The 19,515-nt window shown below is 61.5% G+C and carries 20 protein-coding genes; 3 read left to right on the top strand and 17 right to left on the bottom strand.

Translation table 11 applies throughout. From position 1 onward, the window contains the following. Both Q0072_RS10735 and Q0072_RS10730 read right to left on the bottom strand, forming a co-directional pair. The coding region (locus Q0072_RS10735) for an ABC transporter permease (RefSeq protein WP_298329637.1) at positions 1–1,364 on the bottom strand (1,364 nt) is incomplete at its 3' end. Further along, positions 1,361–2,290 carry an ATP-binding cassette domain-containing protein gene (locus tag Q0072_RS10730; RefSeq protein WP_298329634.1) on the bottom strand — a complete coding sequence of 310 codons (930 nt, stop codon included), beginning with the start codon at positions 2,288–2,290 and terminating at the stop codon, positions 1,361–1,363. The genes Q0072_RS10735 and Q0072_RS10730, both read right to left, overlap by 4 nt. 368 nt (positions 2,291–2,658) lie before the next feature. On the opposite strand from Q0072_RS10730, the gene Q0072_RS10725 reads away from it, so the two are divergent. After that, positions 2,659–3,144, top strand: coding sequence for a hypothetical protein (locus Q0072_RS10725; RefSeq protein WP_298329632.1), 486 nt, complete (start codon positions 2,659–2,661; stop codon positions 3,142–3,144). A 41-nt stretch (positions 3,145–3,185) separates the two neighbouring features. On the opposite strand, the gene gatB is transcribed toward Q0072_RS10725, so the two are convergent. The 7 genes from gatB to Q0072_RS10690 form a co-directional block, all read right to left on the bottom strand. Continuing rightward, positions 3,186–4,655, bottom strand: a complete 1,470-nt coding sequence (gene gatB / locus Q0072_RS10720; protein WP_298329630.1) for an Asp-tRNA(Asn)/Glu-tRNA(Gln) amidotransferase subunit GatB — start codon at positions 4,653–4,655, stop codon at positions 3,186–3,188. 25 nt (positions 4,656–4,680) lie between these two features. Continuing rightward, positions 4,681–5,070, bottom strand: coding sequence for a type II toxin-antitoxin system VapC family toxin (locus Q0072_RS10715; RefSeq protein WP_298329628.1), 390 nt, complete (start codon positions 5,068–5,070; stop codon positions 4,681–4,683). Beyond that, a complete protein-coding gene (locus Q0072_RS10710; RefSeq protein ID WP_298329626.1) occupies positions 5,067–5,309 on the bottom strand; it encodes a type II toxin-antitoxin system Phd/YefM family antitoxin in 243 nt (80 codons plus the stop codon). The genes Q0072_RS10715 and Q0072_RS10710 overlap by 4 nt, the downstream gene beginning before the upstream one ends. 52 nt (positions 5,310–5,361) lie before the next feature. Next, positions 5,362–7,278, bottom strand: coding sequence for an ATP-binding protein (locus Q0072_RS10705; protein ID WP_298329621.1), 1,917 nt, complete (start codon positions 7,276–7,278; stop codon positions 5,362–5,364). Between the two features lie 49 nt (positions 7,279–7,327). Then, positions 7,328–7,993 carry a response regulator transcription factor gene (locus tag Q0072_RS10700; RefSeq protein ID WP_298329618.1) on the bottom strand — a complete coding sequence of 222 codons (666 nt, stop codon included), beginning with the start codon at positions 7,991–7,993 and terminating at the stop codon, positions 7,328–7,330. A 432-nt stretch (positions 7,994–8,425) separates the two neighbouring features. After that, positions 8,426–8,878 carry a glycine zipper 2TM domain-containing protein gene (locus Q0072_RS10695; RefSeq protein WP_298329615.1) on the bottom strand — a complete coding sequence of 151 codons (453 nt, stop codon included), beginning with the start codon at positions 8,876–8,878 and terminating at the stop codon, positions 8,426–8,428. A 206-nt stretch (positions 8,879–9,084) separates the two neighbouring features. Further along, on the bottom strand, positions 9,085–9,525 hold the full coding sequence (locus Q0072_RS10690; protein WP_290793431.1) for a glycine zipper 2TM domain-containing protein: 441 nt from the start codon (positions 9,523–9,525) through the stop codon (positions 9,085–9,087). Positions 9,526–9,794: 269 nt separating this feature from the next. On the opposite strand from Q0072_RS10690, the gene Q0072_RS10685 reads away from it, so the two are divergent. Further along, positions 9,795–12,023 (top strand): TonB-dependent receptor, encoded by a 2,229-nt coding sequence (locus tag Q0072_RS10685; RefSeq protein ID WP_298329610.1) that lies wholly within the window; start codon positions 9,795–9,797, stop codon positions 12,021–12,023. A 66-nt stretch (positions 12,024–12,089) separates the two neighbouring features. Here the strand turns inward: Q0072_RS10685 and Q0072_RS10680 are convergent, their stop codons facing one another. Further along, entirely contained in the window at positions 12,090–12,509 is a 420-nt protein-coding gene (locus tag Q0072_RS10680) for a RidA family protein (RefSeq protein ID WP_126424084.1), read from the bottom strand. Between Q0072_RS10680 and Q0072_RS10675 the strand changes: the two genes are divergently transcribed. After that, positions 12,508–12,849 carry a hypothetical protein gene (locus tag Q0072_RS10675; RefSeq protein WP_298329606.1) on the top strand — a complete coding sequence of 114 codons (342 nt, stop codon included), beginning with the start codon at positions 12,508–12,510 and terminating at the stop codon, positions 12,847–12,849. The two genes, Q0072_RS10680 and Q0072_RS10675, sit on opposite strands and share 2 nt — an antisense overlap. Here Q0072_RS10675 and Q0072_RS10670 read toward each other — a convergent pair. From Q0072_RS10670 to Q0072_RS10640, 7 genes are all read right to left on the bottom strand, one after another. After that, positions 12,812–13,399, bottom strand: coding sequence for a TetR/AcrR family transcriptional regulator (locus Q0072_RS10670; protein WP_298329603.1), 588 nt, complete (start codon positions 13,397–13,399; stop codon positions 12,812–12,814). The two genes, Q0072_RS10675 and Q0072_RS10670, sit on opposite strands and share 38 nt — an antisense overlap. A gap of 45 nt (positions 13,400–13,444) precedes the next feature. Then, entirely contained in the window at positions 13,445–15,433 is a 1,989-nt protein-coding gene (locus Q0072_RS10665) for an OPT family oligopeptide transporter (RefSeq protein WP_298329600.1), read from the bottom strand. 77 nt (positions 15,434–15,510) lie between these two features. Then, positions 15,511–16,698 carry an endonuclease/exonuclease/phosphatase family protein gene (locus tag Q0072_RS10660; RefSeq protein WP_298329597.1) on the bottom strand — a complete coding sequence of 396 codons (1,188 nt, stop codon included), beginning with the start codon at positions 16,696–16,698 and terminating at the stop codon, positions 15,511–15,513. Positions 16,699–16,794: 96 nt separating this feature from the next. Beyond that, on the bottom strand, positions 16,795–17,118 hold the full coding sequence (locus Q0072_RS10655; protein ID WP_298329594.1) for a hypothetical protein: 324 nt from the start codon (positions 17,116–17,118) through the stop codon (positions 16,795–16,797). Positions 17,119–17,265: 147 nt separating this feature from the next. Continuing rightward, the gene (gene gatA, locus Q0072_RS10650; RefSeq protein WP_298329591.1) at positions 17,266–18,750 is read right to left on the bottom strand and encodes an Asp-tRNA(Asn)/Glu-tRNA(Gln) amidotransferase subunit GatA; all 1,485 of its coding nucleotides are present in this window, start codon (positions 18,748–18,750) and stop codon (positions 17,266–17,268) included. Positions 18,751–18,767: 17 nt separating this feature from the next. Beyond that, positions 18,768–19,055, bottom strand: a complete 288-nt coding sequence (gatC, locus tag Q0072_RS10645) for an Asp-tRNA(Asn)/Glu-tRNA(Gln) amidotransferase subunit GatC (RefSeq protein WP_126423477.1) — start codon at positions 19,053–19,055, stop codon at positions 18,768–18,770. A 133-nt stretch (positions 19,056–19,188) separates the two neighbouring features. Then, positions 19,189–19,515: UrcA family protein (locus Q0072_RS10640; protein WP_298329588.1), on the bottom strand; the 327-nt coding region annotated here is incomplete at its 5' end.

Genomic DNA, 19,515 nt, shown 5'->3' with positions numbered 1-19,515 from the left:
GCCTTCCAGCTAAACTTGCCGCCGCCCAGCGCGCCCTGCTTGAAGGCGCGGGCCCCCAGCCGGATCATCAGCCACGCCATGGCTCCCATGCCGGCCAGTGTCGCCAGAATCTCCCACCACGGCGCGCCACCCAAGACGCGTAGCGGCATCAGGAAGGGCGTAAACAGCGGCACCCACGACAGGTAGCGGATCAGCGGCAGGTCGGGCGACATCAGCGCCGCCTGAAGGCTCATCATCGGGATCATCAGCACCACCACGATCGGCCCCATGATCGCCTGCGCTTCTTTCTGCGTCTCACAGAAGGAACCGATAGCGATAAAGGTGATGCCATACATCAGATAGCCACCGACAAAGAACAGCAGCATGGGCACGATGGCTTCGACCTTGAACACCGCGCCAGCCAGCACATGCACGTTGTTCATCATGTCCGGCGGCATAAAGGCCAGCCCGTAGCCCATAATGCCGGCGGCCACCGCGCTCCATAGCCCGGCGACCGTCAGCAGCACCATGAACACGCCCAGAACCTTACCGACCAGCAGGCTGCTGGCCGGGGCCGAGGTCAAAAGCACCTCCAGCACGCGCGAGGATTTTTCTTCGATCACCCCCGACAGCAGGATGACCGAGGACGAGAAAATCGACATCCAGGTGAGGTAGCTGAGGACGATGCCGACAAAGTGCGGGCCATTTTCTTTCAGCGACTCGGTAAAGGACGCCTTGTCATCAGCGCCCGCGGCGGCAATGGCCGGGGTCAGGCTGCTGATCTCGGCCCGCGCCTCACGCAGCGCGGTGGCGACCTGCGGGTCCACGCCCTTCTGTTTGGCCAGATAGGCCGATTGCAGGGCGTGCAGGTCCCAGCGCAGATAGTCTTCCAGCGACTTGCCCCTGGTCTGCGACGACCACAGGTGGAAAGCCAGATGCGGTTCGGGCGTCTTTTCGACATAGGCGACGATCACCTGATCGACGCTGCGGTTTTCCGCCTGCATCAGTTGCGACAGGCGCGCCTCGGCGGCCGTCAGCGTCATGTCCGGCGTCAGCCCTTCCGGCAACGGGACGGCCTGATAGTCGCGGCGACTGGCCATCTGGCGCAGGGCCTGACGCGCCGAAACGCTGGGGGCCGCCTCGTGCAGGGCGGCGACGGCAGGGTCCGGCCTATCCAGCAGGGCCTGCAAGGCCGGGGTCAGGTTTTCACCGCTGAGGTCGAGGATGGCCACACGGCTGGCCTCTTCGCCACCGCTGCGGCTCATCAGTATGGGAATAAACACCGATCCCGCCATCAGTACCGGCAGGACCAGCAGGGACAGCCAGAAGCCGACCGTCTTGACGAAGGCGAGATATTCACGGCGCGCGATCAGCAGCGTCTTCATGCCGGTTCTCCCCCGTTGGTCAGGACAATAAAGGCGTCGTGCAGGGTCGGCTCATGCGCTTCGAAGCGGCGCACATCCAACCCGCCGACCAGCACCGTCTTCAGCGCCTCATTGGGCGTGACGCCGGGCAGGAAGCGCAGACGCCAGCGCGCGGTGCCATCTTCGCCCGCCCCGGCGTCGATCACTTCGGACACGCCGGGCAGACCGGTAACCTGCGCGCGGGTCAGTGCCCCTTCCAGTTCCAGATAGCGCGGCGCGCGTTCGCGCGCCTGACGCAGGGTGCCTTCGAACACCTTGCGCCCCCTGGTCAGCATGACGACGTTTTCGCACAGGCGCTCGGCATGGGCCATGACGTGGGTGGAAAACAGCACGGTTGCCCCGCGTTTGGCCAGGTCGCGGATCATGTCCTCCAGCCCCTGCTGATTGACCGGATCAAGCCCCGAAAACGGCTCATCAAGAATGACAAGCTCCGGTTCGTGGACCAGACAGCCGATCAGTTGCACCTTTTGCGACATGCCCTTCGACAGGGACTTGATCGGCTTATACATAAATTCGCCGAGGCCCTGCGCCGTCAGAAGCTCAATCGCCTTCTTGCGCGCCGCGGAGGCCTTCATGCCTTTCAACCCGCCCAGAAAGACGATCATGTCCACGGGCGACATCTTGCGATACAGGCCGCGTTCTTCGGGCAGAAAGCCGATGCGGTCGAGCACCTTGGCCCCCTCACCGCCCAAAACGGTGATGGTGCCGGCGCTCGGCTGTGACAGGCCCAGCATCATGCGCACGCTCGACGTCTTGCCAGCCCCGTTCGGCCCCAGAAAGCCGCAGATCGAGCCGCGCGGCACGCGGAAGCTCAGATCCTGCACCGCGGCGAAGTCGCCGTAATATTTGCTCACCCCCTCAAGACTGAGGGCATAGTCGGACGCCATGCGGTCCCCCTTTTGTTGAAGGGCAATCTCTCACGCACAGGTCGGTGGCGCAAGGGCACGCTGGGGATAAGGGGCTGAGGGCGTTGGAAAAGCATAAGACACATTGCGGACACGTCAGGACGGCTTCAGTGGCGCGACCGGTTCTGTAAGCGCCTGATGTGGCTCTCAGGCTTTTTGGGCGCAAAATGAGGAAAATTGAGCACCTTTTTACGCCGTCCATAAAGAAAATAAGCCGGGGCTAAAGGCAGAGCTGCGGTTTGCAAGGGCGGCAAAATTGAGAAACCGGCGTGGGGGTGAGACAGTCAGGGCCAGTTTCGACGCCAAAGTTTTCAACACCAGAGTTTCACCCCCACCTCCTGAGGATCATCATGACCCGCCTTCTCACCACCGCCGCTACCGCTGCCTTCCTGCTCGTCGCCCCGACGGCCTTTGCACAGGACATGCCCGCCCAGCCCAACGCCATGCCGCAAACGGGCGCAACGCAAGAGGCAATGGCCGCCAAACCGGAAAAACAGGCCCCGACGGCCAGGCAGGACCGCAAGTCGCAGAACGCCGCCACCGCGGAACTGAACGCTCAATCCCTGCGCGCCGCTCAGGCCGCTGACGTCTCGACAGAGGCCAGCACCACAACCAGCGCCCCGGCCCCAAACAGCAGCGCAACAAACACCAGCGCGACGCCGACCATGGGCGATCCGGCTCAGCCGACGCAACCGGCTACGGACCCGATGCAGGACCCGGCCAACCCGGCGCCCACAACCAACCAACCGCAGGCGGGCGACCCCAATGCCCCGGTGCCGCCCCTGCCGCAGACCGATGAGCCGGTCACCAAGGACCAGCCGACGACTAATCAATAACAAAAAAGCCCCGCCAACCGGCGGGGCTTTTTCCTGTGGACTTAAAGACCCAGCTTGCTTTTCAGGAGGTCGTTGACCGCCGCCGGATTGGCCTTGCCGCCGGTGGCTTTCATGACCTGACCGACGAACCAGCCGATGGCCTGTGGCTTTTCCTTCGCCGCCTCGGCCTTGTCGGGGTTGGCAGCGATGATCTCGTCAATGGCCTTTTCAATCGCGCCGGTATCCGTCACCTGTTTGAGACCGTGCGTTTCGACGATCTCGGCCGGGGTGATCGTGCCCTTGCCTTCCCACATGTGCTCGAACACCGTCTTGGCGATCTTCGAGGAAATGACATTGGTTTCGATCAGCTCGACCAGACCGGCAATATGCGCCGGCGGCAGCGGGCTCTGTTCGATCTCCAGCCCGTCCTTGGTCAGACGCGCCAGAAGCTCGTTCGTCACCCAGTTGGCGACCAGCTTGGCGTCACGGCCTTTCGCTGCCGCCTCGTAATAGTCGGCGCGCGCCTGCTCGGTGACCAGCACGGTGGCGTCATACTGGCTGAGGCCATATTGCGTCATCAGACGCTGACGCTTGTCGTCCGGCAGTTCCGGCAGAGACTTCTTGATATCCTCGATCCAGGCCAGCTCCAGCTCCAGCGGCAGCAGGTCCGGGTCGGGGAAATAGCGATAATCGTGCGCCTCTTCCTTGGACCGAAGCGAGCGCGTCTCGACCTTAACCGAATCGAACAGGCGGGTTTCCTGCGTGATGGTGCCGCCGTCTTCGATGATCTCGATCTGACGACGGGCCTCATACTCGATGGCCTGCTGCATGAAGCGGAACGAGTTGACGTTCTTGATTTCGCAGCGCGTGCCCAGTTCACCGCCGGGCTTACGCACCGAAACGTTGACGTCGGCGCGCATATTGCCCTTTTCCATGTCGCCGTCGGACGTGCCGAGATAGACGAGGATGGTGCGGATCTTCTTGAAATAGGCCACGGCCTCTTCGGCCGAACGGATATCCGGCTTGGAGACAATCTCCATCAGCGCCGTGCCCGCCCGGTTCAGATCGACATAGGTGTTGTTGGGATCGAGGTCGTGGATCGACTTGCCCGCATCCTGTTCCAGATGCAGGCGCTCGATACGCACCGTCTTTTGCGTACCGTCCGACAGGTCGATCAGCACCTCTCCCTCACCCACGATGGGGTAAAAGAGCTGCGAAATCTGATAGCCCTGCGGCAGATCGGGATAGAAGTAGTTTTTACGGTCAAAGCGCGAATGCGGGTTGATCTGCGCCTTCAGGCCCAGTCCCGTCTTCACCGCCTGCTCGACGCAAAAGCGGTTCAGCACCGGCAACATGCCGGGGAAGCCCGCGTCCACAAGGCTCACCTGTTCATTGGGGCCCGCGCCGAAGCCTACGGCGGCACCCGAAAACAGTTTGGAGGTCGAGGCGACCTGAGCGTGAATCTCAAGGCCGATAACGAGTTCCCACGGGCCGGTGCGGCCCTGGATATATCTGGAGGCAGAGTCGGTCATATTCACCCTATAGCGGGGCCGGCTTTCACAGGGAAGAGGCAGACGCTTCGAAATAGCGCAATACCTGCGGATCGACGCTGATCAGCTTCACGCCTTCATATAGCGCCTGCGCCACCAGCAGGCGGTCGAATGGGTCTTCATGAATGGGCGGCAGGGTATCGACCATCACCGTATGGGCGCTCAGGATCGGCAGTTCGACATAGCCATTATCCAGAAGACCCCGCCGCAACAGACGTGGATCGGCCTGAAAATCATCGCGCCCCAGGCCGCGTTTGATGGCAACCTCCCACAGGCTGGCGGCGCTGAACAGCAGCGTGTTTTCGGGGTCTTCGAGTTGGCGCCGTATCTCAGACGGCAGCTTTTCCGGCTCACCCGCAGCCCACAGCAGGATATGGGTATCGAGCAGCAACTTCATGCGCCACCGAACAGGCGCGCGACCGCCTCTTCGCCCATACGGTCAAAATCGTCCGGCGTGCGGATATGACCGCTCAGGAACCCCAGACGGCGCACCTGTGCACGCTCAGGCGCGTCAATGGCGCTTACGCGCGCCACCGGCTTGCCCGCCTTGGCGATGATGAAGCTCTCCCCCTTGGCCGCCTGTTCCACCAGCCGCGACAGGTGGGTTTTGGCCTCGTGTATATTGACCGTGGTCATGGCCACCTCATTAAACTAAGTCTGATTAGTTTAGTTTAATGTAGCCGCAATATCAAGACGCGGATGACGGCGGCGGCACATAGAGGCGGATCGTCGTACCGCTGCCCGGTGCCGACATGATGTCGATGCGTCCGCCAATCATCTGGGCGCGACGGCGCAGGTGGCTTAAGCCTCGCCCGGCCGAGGCGCGCTCATCGGTGGCAAAGCCCACGCCATCATCGCTGAGAGTCAGGATCAGCCAGCCCGGCTGGTCCGGGTCGGCGCGCAGGCTGAGGTCGATGGTTTTTGGCTGCGCGTGTTTAAGCGCATTGGTAACCCCTTCCTGCAAAATACGGTAAATATTGAGAATTTCGTTTGGTCGATACCCGCGCGGCTCCGCTTCCAGCGCATTGCGCCAGTTCAGTTCCACTCCCACCACCTGAAGGCGCGGGCGCATCCGTTCGCGGAAAATGGCCAGCCCGACCTCCAGCGAATCCCCCATCGAATCCATCGAGTCGATGATCAGGCGCAGGTCATCGACGGCGGCCTGAATATTGACGCGCATCGTCTCTGCCGGGACAGCCCCCAACTTGAGCTGCATCAGCAGGCTGACCAGATGCCCGCCCACCCCGTCGTGCATGTCGCGGATCAGGCGCTGACGCTCGGCATTGACGGCATTGAGCTGCTCCTGCTCCTGAAGGCGGGCATAGGAGTCACGGATTTCGGCCTCACGGTCGCGCACCTGCCGCGCCAGATCATCACGCTGTTCTTCGGCTGTGCGGTACAGCTCAAATCCCCGCGTCACCAGGTCGATAGCGATCCCGGCAATGATCACGAAGGGGAAGTAGAGCCCCGCCGTCAGCGGCCGCGGCAGACCGAACAGGCCGTGGTAGAGATCATAAAGGGTCGTCACCAGCCCGATCGACAGAAAAGGGAAGGAGCGCAACAGCAGTTGCGGCTGAGACTGCGCCAGCGCCCACATGCGATATAGGAAATAGGCGGAACAGACGAGGATGAGCAGGGTCTCGGTCACCGTCGGCAGCCCGCTCTGCTTCGTGGCCCACCCGATCAGCAGCAGCGCCACATCCGCCAGCGTGACGCCCACAATGATGGGCGTATGCCGATCCGGGGCCGAGGTCCAGTTTTTGAGAAAATAGGCCGTCGCCCCCATGGTCAGCCCCGAAATGATCGACAACAGTGTGTCATGCAGGGCATCCGGCAGGACGCTGCCGTGCCACATGAAACTGGCCCCCCGCACCGCCAGCGCCGCCATGAACAGGGTGACGCTGAGGAACAGGCGGTTATATCCGCTGATCGGCAAAAGGGCGGTGGCGATCATGCTCAGCAGGGTAGCGGCGATCACCGTGATCAGCGGCATACCGAGTGTGGTCATCAGACGATGATCCTGAAGCTGACGCAAATCCGTCTCCGGGCCAAACAAAACGCCCTTCATATGCGGCTGACAACCATTGGCCACCGCAACGATATCGACCCGGTTCTCGTCTGAGCGCAGCATGTCCGGCGTCAGGCTCAGGAGTTGCGGCCGCAAACCGTCATGACTGGACGGAAAGCCGAGTTGCCCGCGCGGTGTCGTCAGCAGGTGGCCATTGAGATAGACGGCGTAATTATCCCGGATCATGGGTAGGAACAGGGCCTCAAAGCCGCGGTTCGGCTGCGACGTCAGCAGAAAGGAAATCTGATAGGCCGGAAAGGTCGCGCCGCGCACGCAGACATTGGCGAAGTCGTCCGGCATGGGGGTCATGCCGTCCGGCAGAAGCGTCATCTGGCTCAGCGGAAAGGGCTGCGGCGTTAGGCCGTCCACGGCCCGCATATAGACCTCGCGCACGCGATAGGGTTCCGTGGTCTCCGACGGCAACGGCTTGCGGGCAAAGGTGAACAACAGGCTCCAGAACACGATCTGCGCCACCAGCGCCCAGCACAGGGCGCGGCACAGATGGGTCCAGGGCGCAGCGGTCGGAAGGCGAAACATACCTCACCATAACCGCAGGTTTGCAGGGATCACAAGCCGCCGGGCGAAACTACATGCGGATCAGACCGCTGCGCACCGCTTCAAACACAGCTTCCGAGCGCGAATTGACCGCCAGCTTGCGATAGATGGCCTTGACGTGGGTGCCGACCGTGTGGTGCGAAATATCCAGCACACTGGCCGCTTCCTTATAGCTCAACCCCTTGGCCAGCAGCGACAGAAGCTCGATCTCACGCGGTGTGATACCCGGTGCATCTTCGGCCAGTTCCGGTTCGGCGGCGACGGCCAGCGACGCGTCCTTGCGGATATGGCGCAGCAGATAGGCCGCCACCGGGGCCGAAATGGGCGAGCCGCCGTTCAGTGTGTGGCGAATGCTGCCGATCAGTTCGCTCTCGGCACTGTCCTTCAGCACATAGCCGTCGGCCCCCGCCGTCAGCGCCGAAATGACCGAGGTCTCATCCCCGAACACCGTCAGGATAAGGATGCGGGTGGGCAAACCCCGCTGACGCGCCGCCTTGATGATCTCAAGGCCGCTGCCGTCGCTGAGCCCCAGATCGAGAACGATCAGATCGGGGGCGGTATCCAGCAGGGCCAGCCCCTCCGTCACGCTCCCCGCTTCTCCGGTCAGTCGCATGTCCGGCGCCGCCTCGATCAGAGTGGCGATATGGCGGCGAACAAAGGGATCGTCCTCGATAAGGACCAGACGGGACTCGGACATGTAAACGAACTGTACCTGCGGGTTTTCAAAATACCTTGATATCGGGTTTAACATGCCCACCCCCCCCTCACAATCGGGGTCACGGGTTTATGGGAGCCCATACCATATCGACGGTATAGCCAGGCGGAATTGTCCGTGTTTTTCTGTTGATCGTGGCTCTTCCGGAAGATGGGTCACCGCGCAATCTATTTGGATGGCGTTTGAGTTATTCTCGTTTCAATTTGCCCCTATTCTTCAGTGGGCCGGTGACCCCACCGGCCCTGCTTTTTTATTAAGCTACGTTCGCAGTTCTGCGTAAAAAAACGCCCGGCCTGAGCGCATTCCAAAAAGTGTGACGCACTTTTCGGAATCAAATGCGCGACAAAAAAATAGAGCGGGTTCCGATCAAACCTGATTGGAACCCGCTCTGGCCGGGCGTTTTTTGCCTTTGTCTTAGCGGCGGCGCGGCGTCCACACCACGACACGACCGTTACGGTGCGTGTAATAGGTGCTGTAGTACGGACGCTGCGTATAATAGGCGACCGTATAGCCCTTCGGCGCGGGCGGCGGGGCGTATTCACGACGGTCAAACACATAGTACTGGTTATTCAGGCACTGTTCGACCTTGTTTTCCTTCACTTCTTCACCGACCTGATTACCGATCGCGCCGCCAACCACGGCCCCCAGAACGGTGCCTTCGGTCTTGTTGCCCTTGCCGGCCACGACATTACCGAGGGCGGCACCCGCCACGGCACCAATGACGGTGCCCTTGGTCTTAGTGTTCTGCTGCTTGTGATAGCAGAAACCGTCATAGTTTTGCGCGGCGGCCGGGGTGGCGGCCAGAGCGCCGAGAGCCAGGGCGGCGGCAAAGCCACCGGCGATCATCTTTGCAGACAGTTGGGTCATAGCAATACTCCTTATATAATAAAACAGACGTTGGACGCAGACTGACACCTCCCGCCTGAACCGGGACTGAACAGCGATGTTCAGGTGCGTTCAAAAAACTTCCCGGAATATCGAACAGAGCTGTGACGCAATTACGTCAAAGGGCAGCCACACGCAAAAAACCCGGCGCAGGGGCCGGGTTTTCTCGATCAAAGACTGAGGTTTGATCAACGGCGATAGCGATAATCCTCGCCGTCGCGCTTCACCCAGTACGAGCTGTAATAGGGACGCTGGGTGAAATAGGCGATGCGATACCCGTCGGGCGGCGACGGCGGCTCATAATAGCCGCGGTCATAGACGTAATACCGGCTATTCAGGCAGTTGGCCGAAGCCGTTTCCTTTTCCTTGTTCTTCTTGGCGACCTGATTGCCGATGACGCCACCGACCACGGCCCCCAGAATCGTACCTTCGGTCTTGTTGCCCTTACCGGCGACGACATTGCCGAGCACGCCACCGGCAGCGGCCCCGATTACCGTGCCCTTGGTGCGGGCCGAACTGCCCTTCTGATAGCACCAGCCGTCATAGCTCTGCGCGGCCGCAGGCAAGGCCAGACCGAGGGTGGCGGCGCCCAGCAGCGCGCCAAAGGTATATTTAAGTGATCCGTTCATAGTGCACCTCACTTTCCGCCGTGAGAGTGGCGTGCCCGCTCTAAGGTTTCTATGCGCGGTTGCCACCGCCCCATAAGAAAGCCGAAAAAGCCAACTTGACCTTAGGGCATGGCCAAAAAGCCATAGTTGGAAATCAATGTTACAAACTCGACACAGCTTCGTTGCAAAAGCGACATGCTATGCTAGCGTTAGCCAAGACTCCGGGGGAACACGGGGCTACAGGGACACAAACGCTGCGGAAGGGGCAAGTTATTGCTCCGAGGATCGTCATGCACCCAATCCAATCGCGCACCGCGCGCCGTTTTTCCGCCCGTCTGGGCGGCGTCTCTTTGCTTGCCCTGACCGCGCTGGTCGGCGCGGCCCATGCCGAAGACACCTCACCCAAGGCCGAGGATAGCGCCACGACCGAAGTCGTCGTCACCGCGTCGCGCCGTCTGGAAAAGGCCAGAGACGTACCGGTCGCCGTGTCGTCGCTGGCGGGTACCAAGCTCGATGTCATCAATTCGTCAGGCCTCGACATCCGCGTGCTGGCGTCGCGCACGCCGTCGCTGAACGTCGAATCGTCGTTTGGCCGTACCTTCCCGCGCTTCTACATCCGCGGCCTCGGCAATACGGACTTCGATCCCAATGCCTCGCAGCCGGTTTCCGTCGTCTATGATGACGTGGCGCTGGAAAACCCGATGCTGAAATCCTTCCCGATCTTCGACCTCGCCGCCGTCGAAGTGCTGCGCGGCCCGCAAGGCACGCTGTTCGGGCGCAACACGCCGTCAGGCGTCGTCAAGCTCAGCTCGGCCAAGCCGTCAGAGGTGTTTGGTGGCTATTACAGCGTTGCCGCCGGCAATCTGGGCACCGTCAATGCCGAAGGTGCGGTCACCGGTGGACTGGGCAACGGCTTCTCCGGCCGCCTGTCGGGCATTGTTCAGCGCCGCGACGACTGGGTGACCAACCTCGCCAACGGCAAGAAGCTGGAAGGCTACGAAGACATCGCGCTGCGCGGTCAGTTGCGCTACGTCAGCGGTAACTTCGAGGCCCTGCTCAACGTGCATGGCCGCACGCTGGACGGCACGCCGCGTCTGTTCCGCGCCAGCGCCATCAAGCCGGGCACCAATGATTTCAACACCGGCTTCGATGTCGAAAAGGTCCGCCTCGACAGCCCGTTCATCAGCCAGTCGCTCGACGCCTTTGGCACCAACCTGCAACTGAGCTACACCTTCGACGGTATGGGCACGCTGCACTCGATCACCGCCTATGAGCGCGCCAAGACCGAAAGCTCCGGCGACATCGACGGCGGCGTCTCGACCATCGTCGCCCCCACCCTCTACGGCACCTTCTTCCCCGTCGCCACCGGCGGCACGACCGAGCCGGAAGAGTTTTCGCAGGAACTGCGCTTTGAAACCGAGCAGTTCGGCCAATGGCGCGGTCAGTTCGGCCTCTACTACTTCGACCAGGTCCTGAAGTATAACGAGTTGGACTACCTCAACAATGGCGACGTGCGTCATAAGAACCACGGCACCAGCTTCGCCGTCTTCGGTTCGGCAGAATACAAGGCCACCGACGCCCTGACCCTGCGCGCCGGCCTGCGCTACACCTCGGACGAGAAGAAGGACATCGTCTGGGGCCGCGCCGTCTTCCCCGGCAAGGCTCTGCCCGTCACCACCAAGGTCGATGGCGACAACGTCTCCGGCGACCTCAGCGCCACCTATGTGATCTCGCCGAACCTCAACTGGTACGCCCGCTTCGCCACCGGCTATCTCGCCCCGGCGATTCAGGACCGTGTAAACTTCGGCGGCGTGCCGACCACGGCCGGTGAGCAGACCACGACCTCCTACGAAACCGGCTTCAAGGGCTATGCCTTTGACAAGATGCTGCGCTACGACATCGCGGCCTATTATTTCAAGACGAAGGATCTTCAGATCACGGCCGTCGGCGGCGCGGTCAACTCGGCCAAGCTGATCAATGCCAAGGAAGCCATCGGTCGCGGCATCGAAGCCGACCTGTCGTTCAAGCCGACCGATAACCTGCTGCTGACGGCCAGCGCCAGCTATAACGGCACAGAAATTCAGGACCCGGTGACCGCCGTGGCCACCTGTGGGTCGGGCCTGTGTACGCCGCTGGACCGCACCTATGTGTCGGGCGGCACGCGCTTTGCCTATATCGACGGCAACCCCCTGCCCCAGGCGCCGGAATGGGTGGCCAACCTGACGGCTCAGTACGTCTGGCCGATGGGCGATGGCAGCCGCTTCTTCGTCTATGGCGACGTGGCTTACCGCTCGGAAATCAACTTCTTCCTCTATGAAGCGACCGAGTTCACCGGCAAGTCGTTCACCCAGACGGGCCTGCGTGGCGGTTACGTCACCAAGGGCGGTCTGGAAATCGCCGCCTATGTGCGCAATCTCGAAGACAATATCGTGGCCGAAAGCGGTATCGACTTCAACAACCTGACGGTCATGGTGTCGGAACCGCGCACCTATGGTCTCTCGCTGAAGAAAGCGTTCTAAGCCTGTCTACATAAATGAGAAAAGGCCGGTGTTCGCGCCGGCCTTTTTTATGGTCAGCGCTCCTGATTAGCCGCCGTGCGGCACGTAGGCCTGAAACTCCAGTTCGACCTCGGCCCCATAGGCCAGATCGCTGACGCCGAAGGCGGTGCGCACCGGCAGGCGCGTCGGGTGGAAATAGGGCTTGTACAGGCGGTTGAAGGCGCTCCAGTTGGCCATATCCTTCATCATCACGGTCGTCTTGAACACGTGCTCCAGCCCCAGCCCGTAGCGGCGCAGGATGGCCTGCGAATTGGACATGATCTGGCGCACCTGCGGCTCAAAGCCGTCCACCAGCCGCCCCTGCGCATCAAGGCCGATCATGGCCGACAGGTAAAGGACGCCGCCGACCTGAACCGCTTCGGAAAACGGCGAACGGGGGTGCGGGTGCATGTAGTAGGTGACGCCATCCGCATGGACCGGCTTCACGGGGATTTCAGGCAAACTCATGGCAAAGGCTCCGGTGATGCCCGGCAGAGGCCTGCCGGGACTATTGCAGGCGATTTTGATGAACTGCGGCGCGGCTGACAAGTCCCGCACGGACTTTTGTTCAACATCAAAAAACGCCCTGTCGGGACCTGACAGGGCGTTGATTGGGACTAAAAAGCGTAATGGAAATGATCAAAATACAGATACTGATGCAGAGGTATCCCCGCCCCGTATCGAGGATTTTGATAGCGTGATCACAGTCAGGGCACAAGCAAAAATTTCACAATTTCAACCTCTTTGTGAAATTTTTCAGATAATCGCGTTCAGGCTTCAAGATAGCCATACAGGATGGCGCGGGTAATGCGCCGGTACTGCAACGTCAGATGTTCAAGGGGTAATAACGGATAGACCTGATTGACGCCCCGCGCCGCATCCGCCAGCATCTGCGCCAGCTCGGCGGCGCTATAGTCGCCTTTGAGGCGCAACGCCCCTTCCGCCGCCAGCGTGTCGATAAAGTCCGCCAGATCGGCCTGAAACGACGTGGCCAGCTCGATCATGATGTCGGTGCAGATGCGAAACACCGTCGCCTTGATCTCCAGCGCGTGCGGCGACGGCTGGATCAGACGCCAGGTGTCGCCGTAACGGATGTCGATCATCGCGGTAAAGATATCCAGCACACCCCCGCCCGTCTCACGCACGTTTTGGGCCGTCGCAAAAGACCTCTCGATCAGTTCCAGATTATGCTGGCGGAACATGGCGCGAAAGGCATCGTCCTTGTTCTCGAAATAGTTATAGAGCGTGCGACGCGTAAACCCGCAGCCCTCCGCCAGGGCTTCCATGGTCAGTTTCTGGAAGCCCCGGCTGAGGAACGTTGTCTGTACGCGATTGAGAAGGTCCGGGCTCGGCGTCATGCCCCTACGTAAACCTTCGTGAGCAGGGTGACAACCAAGGCATGATTAGCCCTGTACTTTTTTCGCCGCACCCGCGCACCAGCGATAGAGCCCGGCCACGCCCGATACGGCGAGGATCAGAGCGATGATCATGGCGGTGTGTTCGCCATAAGGGATGGGCAGGATAGCCAGCGGGGCCTTAGACCCGGTGAAGGTGATCACCCCGGCCAGCACCACCTTGAACAGGCTTTCGCCGACGATAAAGCCTGAGGCGATCAGAACACCCAGCCGCGAAGCGGGTTCGGCCCACGGCTTACCCTGCACCAGCCGCTCAAACAGCCAGCCGCCAAAGGCCCCGACCACCACCGGTGCGGTTACCGCCGACGGCAGATAGATAGCCAGCCCCACGCCCAGCGGCGGCAGGCTGTATTTGTCGTTCGTCACCTTGCGCAGCAGGAGGTCAAAGGCCACAAGCCCGGCACCGATCGCTGCACCGGCCCCCAAAAGGCCCCACGGCAGGCTGCCGCCAATGGCCCCCTTGGCGAGCGTCGAGATCAGGGTCGCCTGCGGCGCACCCAGTGGTTCTCCCGTAATGCCGCGATAGTTGGGGTCGCCCGCAAACCCAAAGGCCTCATTGAGCAGATTAAGCACCAGCGGAATGACCACCGCCCCGGCGATGACGCCGATGACCAGCGCCACCTGCTGCTTCCACGGCGTCGCCCCGACCAGTTGCCCGGTCTTGAGGTCCTGAAGGTTGTCGTTACCGACGACGGCGACGGCCAGCACGAAGGTGGTGGCAAACAGGGCAAAGGCCGTCAGAGCCTGACCCACATCCGGGCCGCTGATCGTATGACCGACGGCTCCGATCAGCAGGGCCGCCCCCAGCACGCTGAGGATACCCACGCCCGACACCGGCGAGTTGGACGAGCCGATCAGGCCCGCCATATAGCCGCACACGGCGGCGGCCAGCAGACCGGCAATGGCCAGATAGAGCACGCCCAGCGCCACCAGAGGCAGGCTCAGGCTCGCGATGGCCGTCCCGTTGAGGAAGCTCGCCATCATGAAACCGGCCGGCACCAGCAGCAGCACCGAGATCAGCCCCACCAGCGCGATCGGCAAATCCTGTTCTTCACGCGGCAACGCTTCGCCGCCCGACTTGCGCTTGCGATTGGCTTCCAGCGCCGACATCAGGCCCGACCACACCGGCCCCAACAGCTTGCCAATCGTCCAGATAGCCGCCGCCCCGATGGCGCCGGCCCCCAGATAGCGCACCTGCGTGGACCAGATGGCACCGGCATGGTCCGCCGCGCTCGCGTCCGGCATGGGCGTCATCGACGTCAGGATCGGCACAGCGATGCCCCAGGCGATGACCAGCCCGGTCAGCATGGCAATACCCACCGTAATCCCCATCAGGTGCCCCGCCCCGATCAAAGCCAGCGAGCTTTCACCGGCAATGCCCGTCGCCGCGACCTTGCCGCCGACATTGACCTTGAAAAAGGCTGCCAGTTCCCCGGCCAGCATCTTGGCCGCCGCCAGCGCCGAATAGGCGGCCGAGGCCACGCTGCCCAGCACCACGGCGATCAGACCCGCCTGCCCTTCCCGCGCGCCTTCGCGGGTATTGGTGCCGACCTTCAGCACTTCGGCCGCGGCCACGCCTTCCGGATAGGGCAAGGGCGAGTTGGAGACCAGCGCCCGGCGCAGCGGGATGGTGTACATGACCCCCAGAATGCCGCCGATGGCACAGGCGGCGAAAGTGATGAAGAAGGGCACGTCGCGCCACCAGCCAATAATGATCAGACCGGGCAGCACAAAAATCACCGAGGCCAGCGTCCCCGCCGCCGAGGCAATCGTCTGAACGATATTGTTTTCCTGAATCGTCGCCGATTTGAAAGCGCTCAGCAGCGCCATCGAAATGACCGCCGCCGGGATCGAGGTGGCAAAGGTCAAGCCGACCTGAAGCCCCAGATAGACCTGCGCCGCCGTGAAGACCAGCGTGATGAGGATACCAAGCACGACCCCGCGCAGGGTGATTTCGGTTTGGGGTTTGGGCGACATGAGCACTCCGGGCAGCCGAACGCAAAAACCGTATCTTGCGCAACGGATTGCGTCTGACAACTTTTTTCTTGTGTCAGTCAGTCCGGAGCGAGCACCTTAGCGCGTAATCCATCGAGATAGGTGTCGGTAAAATCGGTCTTGAGCGTCACAAACAGCGGAAAATGGTCGCTGATCTGAAAGGTGCGCCAGTCTTTGCGGTAATAGTCTTCGAGCAGGGCCTCGCTGCTGAGCAGCTTCGTTTCGGCGTCGATGGCCTTCTGGGCCGTCTTGCGTTTGGCGTCCGTCGTGGCTTTCGCCAGTTCAGCTTCGGCCTGACGTTTGCGTCCTTCGGCGATGCGGCGCAGGGCCGAACGAAACAACGGATAGTCTTCATCGCGGAACACGTGGTCAAACACATTGAACACCCCGTGCGGATCGGGGACGTCGGCCAGCATGACTTCGTTCGCCTTGGGGATGAAGGATATCTGGTCGTAAAAGCGCGTCTGATCGGCATTGGAACCAACCTTGTTTTTGAACACCTGAAAACCATGCTTTTTCAGGGCATCGAAAGTCGGCGCATTTTCGGACTCGATATTGAAATCGCCGACCAGCACATGACTTTGCAGGGAATCGCTCTTGGCGCGTTTGGCGATAAACTTCGCTACCGCGTCGATCTCCTTGACGCGGCGCGCATAGGCCTCGGAGGCCAGGCTGTCCTCCCCGTAATAGATATGCACGGTGGCAAAGTTAAAACGGAACCAGCCGGCCTGAAACGTGCAGGCAAAGGGGGTCCGCGCAAACTGCCGCGCCTTGGTCACATCGGAAATCTGATCCTCAAACGGCAGGACGATTTCTCCCGCCACGCCGGTAAAGCGCACCTTGTTGCGATTATAGATGAAACCCAGACGCTCGCGGTTACCGCTGGGCCCTTCGGTGACATCGGTAATGATATAGTCGTGCTCGGGCCCCAGTACCGACATCAGGCGCGAGAAGGGGGTCAGGTCCTCACACACCTCCTGAACCGCCACCACATCAAAGGCCGACAGGACCTCGGCAATATAGTAGAAGCTGTCCTCCAGCCGCGGCCCGTGCGCAAAGCGGTTATCGTCGAAATTGCGGATATTCCACGTCCCCAGCAGCAGGGTCGAGGCGCTGCGTCCCGGAATTTGGGCCTTCAGCCCCTCGCGCAGACGTTTGAGCCCGTCCAGCGTCCGCAGCTTGGCCTCGGCGCGCTCAGGCTCTGGCAAATCGGCAAAGGCGTATTTCAGGCGTGAATAGGCGACCATAACTTCCCTCCCCTAGGTTCCGTAGTGGTGGGGAGGAGAGCAGATTACGGCGTTATTTTCTATCGCGGGTTGATCAACACGCCGTGATATGGGGGGTCAACCGCTTTTGGACACGTCCTTAAGCTCGGCCTCAAGCGCCGCCGCCTGCCCCTCTTCGCGTACCTTGCCGTCGTCGAAGATTTTGCCGATGATGTGACGGTACTCTTTATATTGGCGCAGTTCGTGGGCGGCGGCCATCTTCTCGGCCCATGAGGTGTCGTCGCGCCCCAGATGGCGCAGGACCGCCTGAAAGCGCAGATAGCGTTCGTGCCGGTTGCGCTCCGCCGTCTGTTCGGCCAGCCACAGCACCGCCCAGGCGATCACAATGAGCGGCAGCACCAGAAGTCCCCACCCGATCATGTCCTGAACCGTCACCAGCATACGCATCTCTCTAAAGGTTAACGCGTCACCATACGCTCATGGTTCCCGCAGCCCAAGCCCTTGCGCCAAAAAGACGAACCCGTCACACGCACAAAAAAACCTCCGGGAGCGCGCCCCGGAGGTTTTAATCGGTTCAGACCGAGCGGCTTACCACCACTGGGACGGTTTGTGCGTAAAGCCTGCGGCCTTTTCGAGCACCGCACCCACGGCCAGAGTTGTGCCTTCGTCCAGCGCCTTGCCGATCACCTGAAGGCCCAGCGGCAGACCCTTTGAGTCAAGCCCCGCCGGGACCGCCATGCCGGGCAGCCCGGCCAGGTTGGTGGTCACGGTGAAGACGTCATTGAGGTACATCTGCACCGGATCAGCGGCCTTTTCCGTATCGCCCAACTGGAAGGCAGCGGACGGCGTGGCCGGGGTCAGGATAACATCACAGCTGTTCCAGGCGTTGACGAAGTCTTCGGCAATGCGGCGACGCACCTTCAAAGCCTTGACGTAATAGGCGTCGTAGAAGCCCGCCGACAGCACATAGGTGCCAATCATGATGCGGCGCTTCACCTCGGCCCCAAAGCCTTCCGAGCGCGACAACTCATAGGTGTCGGTCAGGCTGCTGGCCGCCTCGGTGCGATGACCAAAGCGCATCCCGTCATAGCGGGCGAGGTTGGACGAGGCTTCCGCTGGGGCCACAATATAGTAGCACGGCAGGGCGTATTTGGTGTTGGGCAGCGAGATGCGCACGATCTCAGCACCGGCGTCTTTCAGCCACTGGATGCCCTGCTCCCACAGGGCGTCGATCTCGCCCGGAATACCGTCGAGGCGGTATTCGTCGGGTATGCCAACGCGCAGGCCCTTGATCGACTTACCGACAAAGCTCGAGAAATCCGGCAGGGCGTTGGGCAGGCTGGTCGAATCCTTGGCGTCGTGCGAGCACATGGATTGCAGCATGATCGCCGCGTCTTCGACCGTCTTGGTGATGGGACCGGCCTGATCGAGCGACGAGGCAAAGGCCACCATGCCGTAGCGCGAGGCGCGGCCATAGGTCGGCTTGATCCCGACCGTGCCGGTAAAGGCGGCTGGCTGACGGATCGAGCCGCCGGTGTCCGAGGCCGTGGCGGCCAGACACAGGTCCGCGGCCACCGCCGAGGCCGAACCACCCGACGACCCGCCGGGGGTCAGGGGCGCGTTGGAGGCGTTCGACTTCCACGGATTGGTCACCGGCCCCCAGTGCGAGGTTTCGTTGGACGAGCCCATGGCGAATTCGTCCATGTTCAGCTTACCCAGCATGACCGCGCCATCGTCCCACAGGTTCTGGGTAACGGTCGATTCGTAAGGCGGCACGAAGGTGTCGAGGATGCCCGAACAGGCGGTGGTGCGCACGCCCTTGGTGCAGAACAGGTCCTTGATGCCCAGCGGCGCGCCTTCGAGTGCGCGCGCCTCACCGGCCTTCAGGCGACGGTCGGACTCACCGGCCATCTCACGCGCCTTGTCGAACGTCGTCAACACATAGGCGTTCAGCGCCGGATTGGCCTTTTCGATGGCCCCGATAAAGGCTTCGGTCAGTTCGGTCGAGGAGAATTGTTTGGCCTTCAGGCCATCAAGCGCGCTTTTTAGCGTCAGTTTGGTGAGATCACTCATAACTATTCCACCACCCCCTATTCTACGACTTTTGGCACGATAAAGAAGCCATCTAGGCTTTTGGGGGCGTTCGACACGACATCGGCCACCTTGCCGCCATCGGTCACCACGTCGTCACGCAGGGGCTGGGTCATTTCCACGCAGGAGGTCATGGGCTGCACGTCGCTGACATCGACCTCATTGAGCTGCTCGATCCAGCCCAGAATGCCGTTCAACTGACCGGCCAGACTTTCCAGACGTTCGTCGCTTTCGCGCAGGCGCGACAGGCTCGCCACCTTGCGCACAGTTGCCACATCAATGGCCATGCGGAGACTCCTATATCTATGGAGTCCCGGTTAGCGAGGGCGCGCCCAAATGGCAAGGGGCACGCTTATTTAAATAGCAAAACAGCGCACCGGGGACAGTCGGTGCGCTGTTTGTTTCTGGCCTTGGGACAGATTATCGCTGAGCCGCGCTGCGGTCCGAATTGTCGGCATAAACCGCGCCATTGACCACCTTACCTTCGTGATAGGCCACAAGCGCGGGCAGGTTCGACTGCTGAACGGCGCGGTCCAGAGCCGCCGCGCCACAGGCCCGGTCTGAGGCTTTGGCGGCGCTGTCGTGAGCCAGACCAGAGTCGCAGGCGCGTTTTGCCGCAACCTTCAGCCGCGCATAGGCCTTTTCAACGGCTTTGGCATCGCTAAGCACTGCGGGCAGTTGCACCACGGCACGGGTTTCAATGTCACGCTGTTCGGCGGATACAGGGGTGACAAGGCTGAGCGACAG

The organism is Asticcacaulis sp., from assembly GCF_027484505.1.
Taxonomy (GTDB): Bacteria; Pseudomonadota; Alphaproteobacteria; order Caulobacterales; family Caulobacteraceae; genus Asticcacaulis.
This window is presented reverse-complemented; position numbering and strand designations above follow the sequence as displayed.

Bases quoted from the DNA above. Each gene is read 5' to 3' on its own strand.
- Q0072_RS10730 (WP_298329634.1), bottom strand. From the start codon at position 2,290: ATGGCGTCCGACTATGCCCTCAGTCTTGAGGGGGTGAGCAAATATTAC.
- Q0072_RS10725 (WP_298329632.1), top strand. From the start codon at position 2,659: ATGACCCGCCTTCTCACCACCGCCGCTACCGCTGCCTTCCTGCTCGTC.
- gatB (WP_298329630.1), bottom strand. From the start codon at position 4,655: ATGACCGACTCTGCCTCCAGATATATCCAGGGCCGCACCGGCCCGTGG.
- Q0072_RS10715 (WP_298329628.1), bottom strand. From the start codon at position 5,070: ATGAAGTTGCTGCTCGATACCCATATCCTGCTGTGGGCTGCGGGTGAG.
- Q0072_RS10710 (WP_298329626.1), bottom strand. From the start codon at position 5,309: ATGACCACGGTCAATATACACGAGGCCAAAACCCACCTGTCGCGGCTG.
- Q0072_RS10705 (WP_298329621.1), bottom strand. From the start codon at position 7,278: ATGTTTCGCCTTCCGACCGCTGCGCCCTGGACCCATCTGTGCCGCGCC.
- Q0072_RS10700 (WP_298329618.1), bottom strand. From the start codon at position 7,993: ATGTCCGAGTCCCGTCTGGTCCTTATCGAGGACGATCCCTTTGTTCGC.
- Q0072_RS10695 (WP_298329615.1), bottom strand. From the start codon at position 8,878: ATGACCCAACTGTCTGCAAAGATGATCGCCGGTGGCTTTGCCGCCGCC.
- Q0072_RS10690 (WP_290793431.1), bottom strand. From the start codon at position 9,525: ATGAACGGATCACTTAAATATACCTTTGGCGCGCTGCTGGGCGCCGCC.
- Q0072_RS10685 (WP_298329610.1), top strand. From the start codon at position 9,795: ATGCACCCAATCCAATCGCGCACCGCGCGCCGTTTTTCCGCCCGTCTG.
- Q0072_RS10675 (WP_298329606.1), top strand. From the start codon at position 12,508: ATGGCAAAGGCTCCGGTGATGCCCGGCAGAGGCCTGCCGGGACTATTG.
- Q0072_RS10680 (WP_126424084.1), bottom strand. From the start codon at position 12,509: ATGAGTTTGCCTGAAATCCCCGTGAAGCCGGTCCATGCGGATGGCGTC.
- Q0072_RS10670 (WP_298329603.1), bottom strand. From the start codon at position 13,399: ATGACGCCGAGCCCGGACCTTCTCAATCGCGTACAGACAACGTTCCTC.
- Q0072_RS10665 (WP_298329600.1), bottom strand. From the start codon at position 15,433: ATGTCGCCCAAACCCCAAACCGAAATCACCCTGCGCGGGGTCGTGCTT.
- Q0072_RS10660 (WP_298329597.1), bottom strand. From the start codon at position 16,698: ATGGTCGCCTATTCACGCCTGAAATACGCCTTTGCCGATTTGCCAGAG.
- Q0072_RS10655 (WP_298329594.1), bottom strand. From the start codon at position 17,118: ATGCTGGTGACGGTTCAGGACATGATCGGGTGGGGACTTCTGGTGCTG.
- gatA (WP_298329591.1), bottom strand. From the start codon at position 18,750: ATGAGTGATCTCACCAAACTGACGCTAAAAAGCGCGCTTGATGGCCTG.
- gatC (WP_126423477.1), bottom strand. From the start codon at position 19,055: ATGGCCATTGATGTGGCAACTGTGCGCAAGGTGGCGAGCCTGTCGCGC.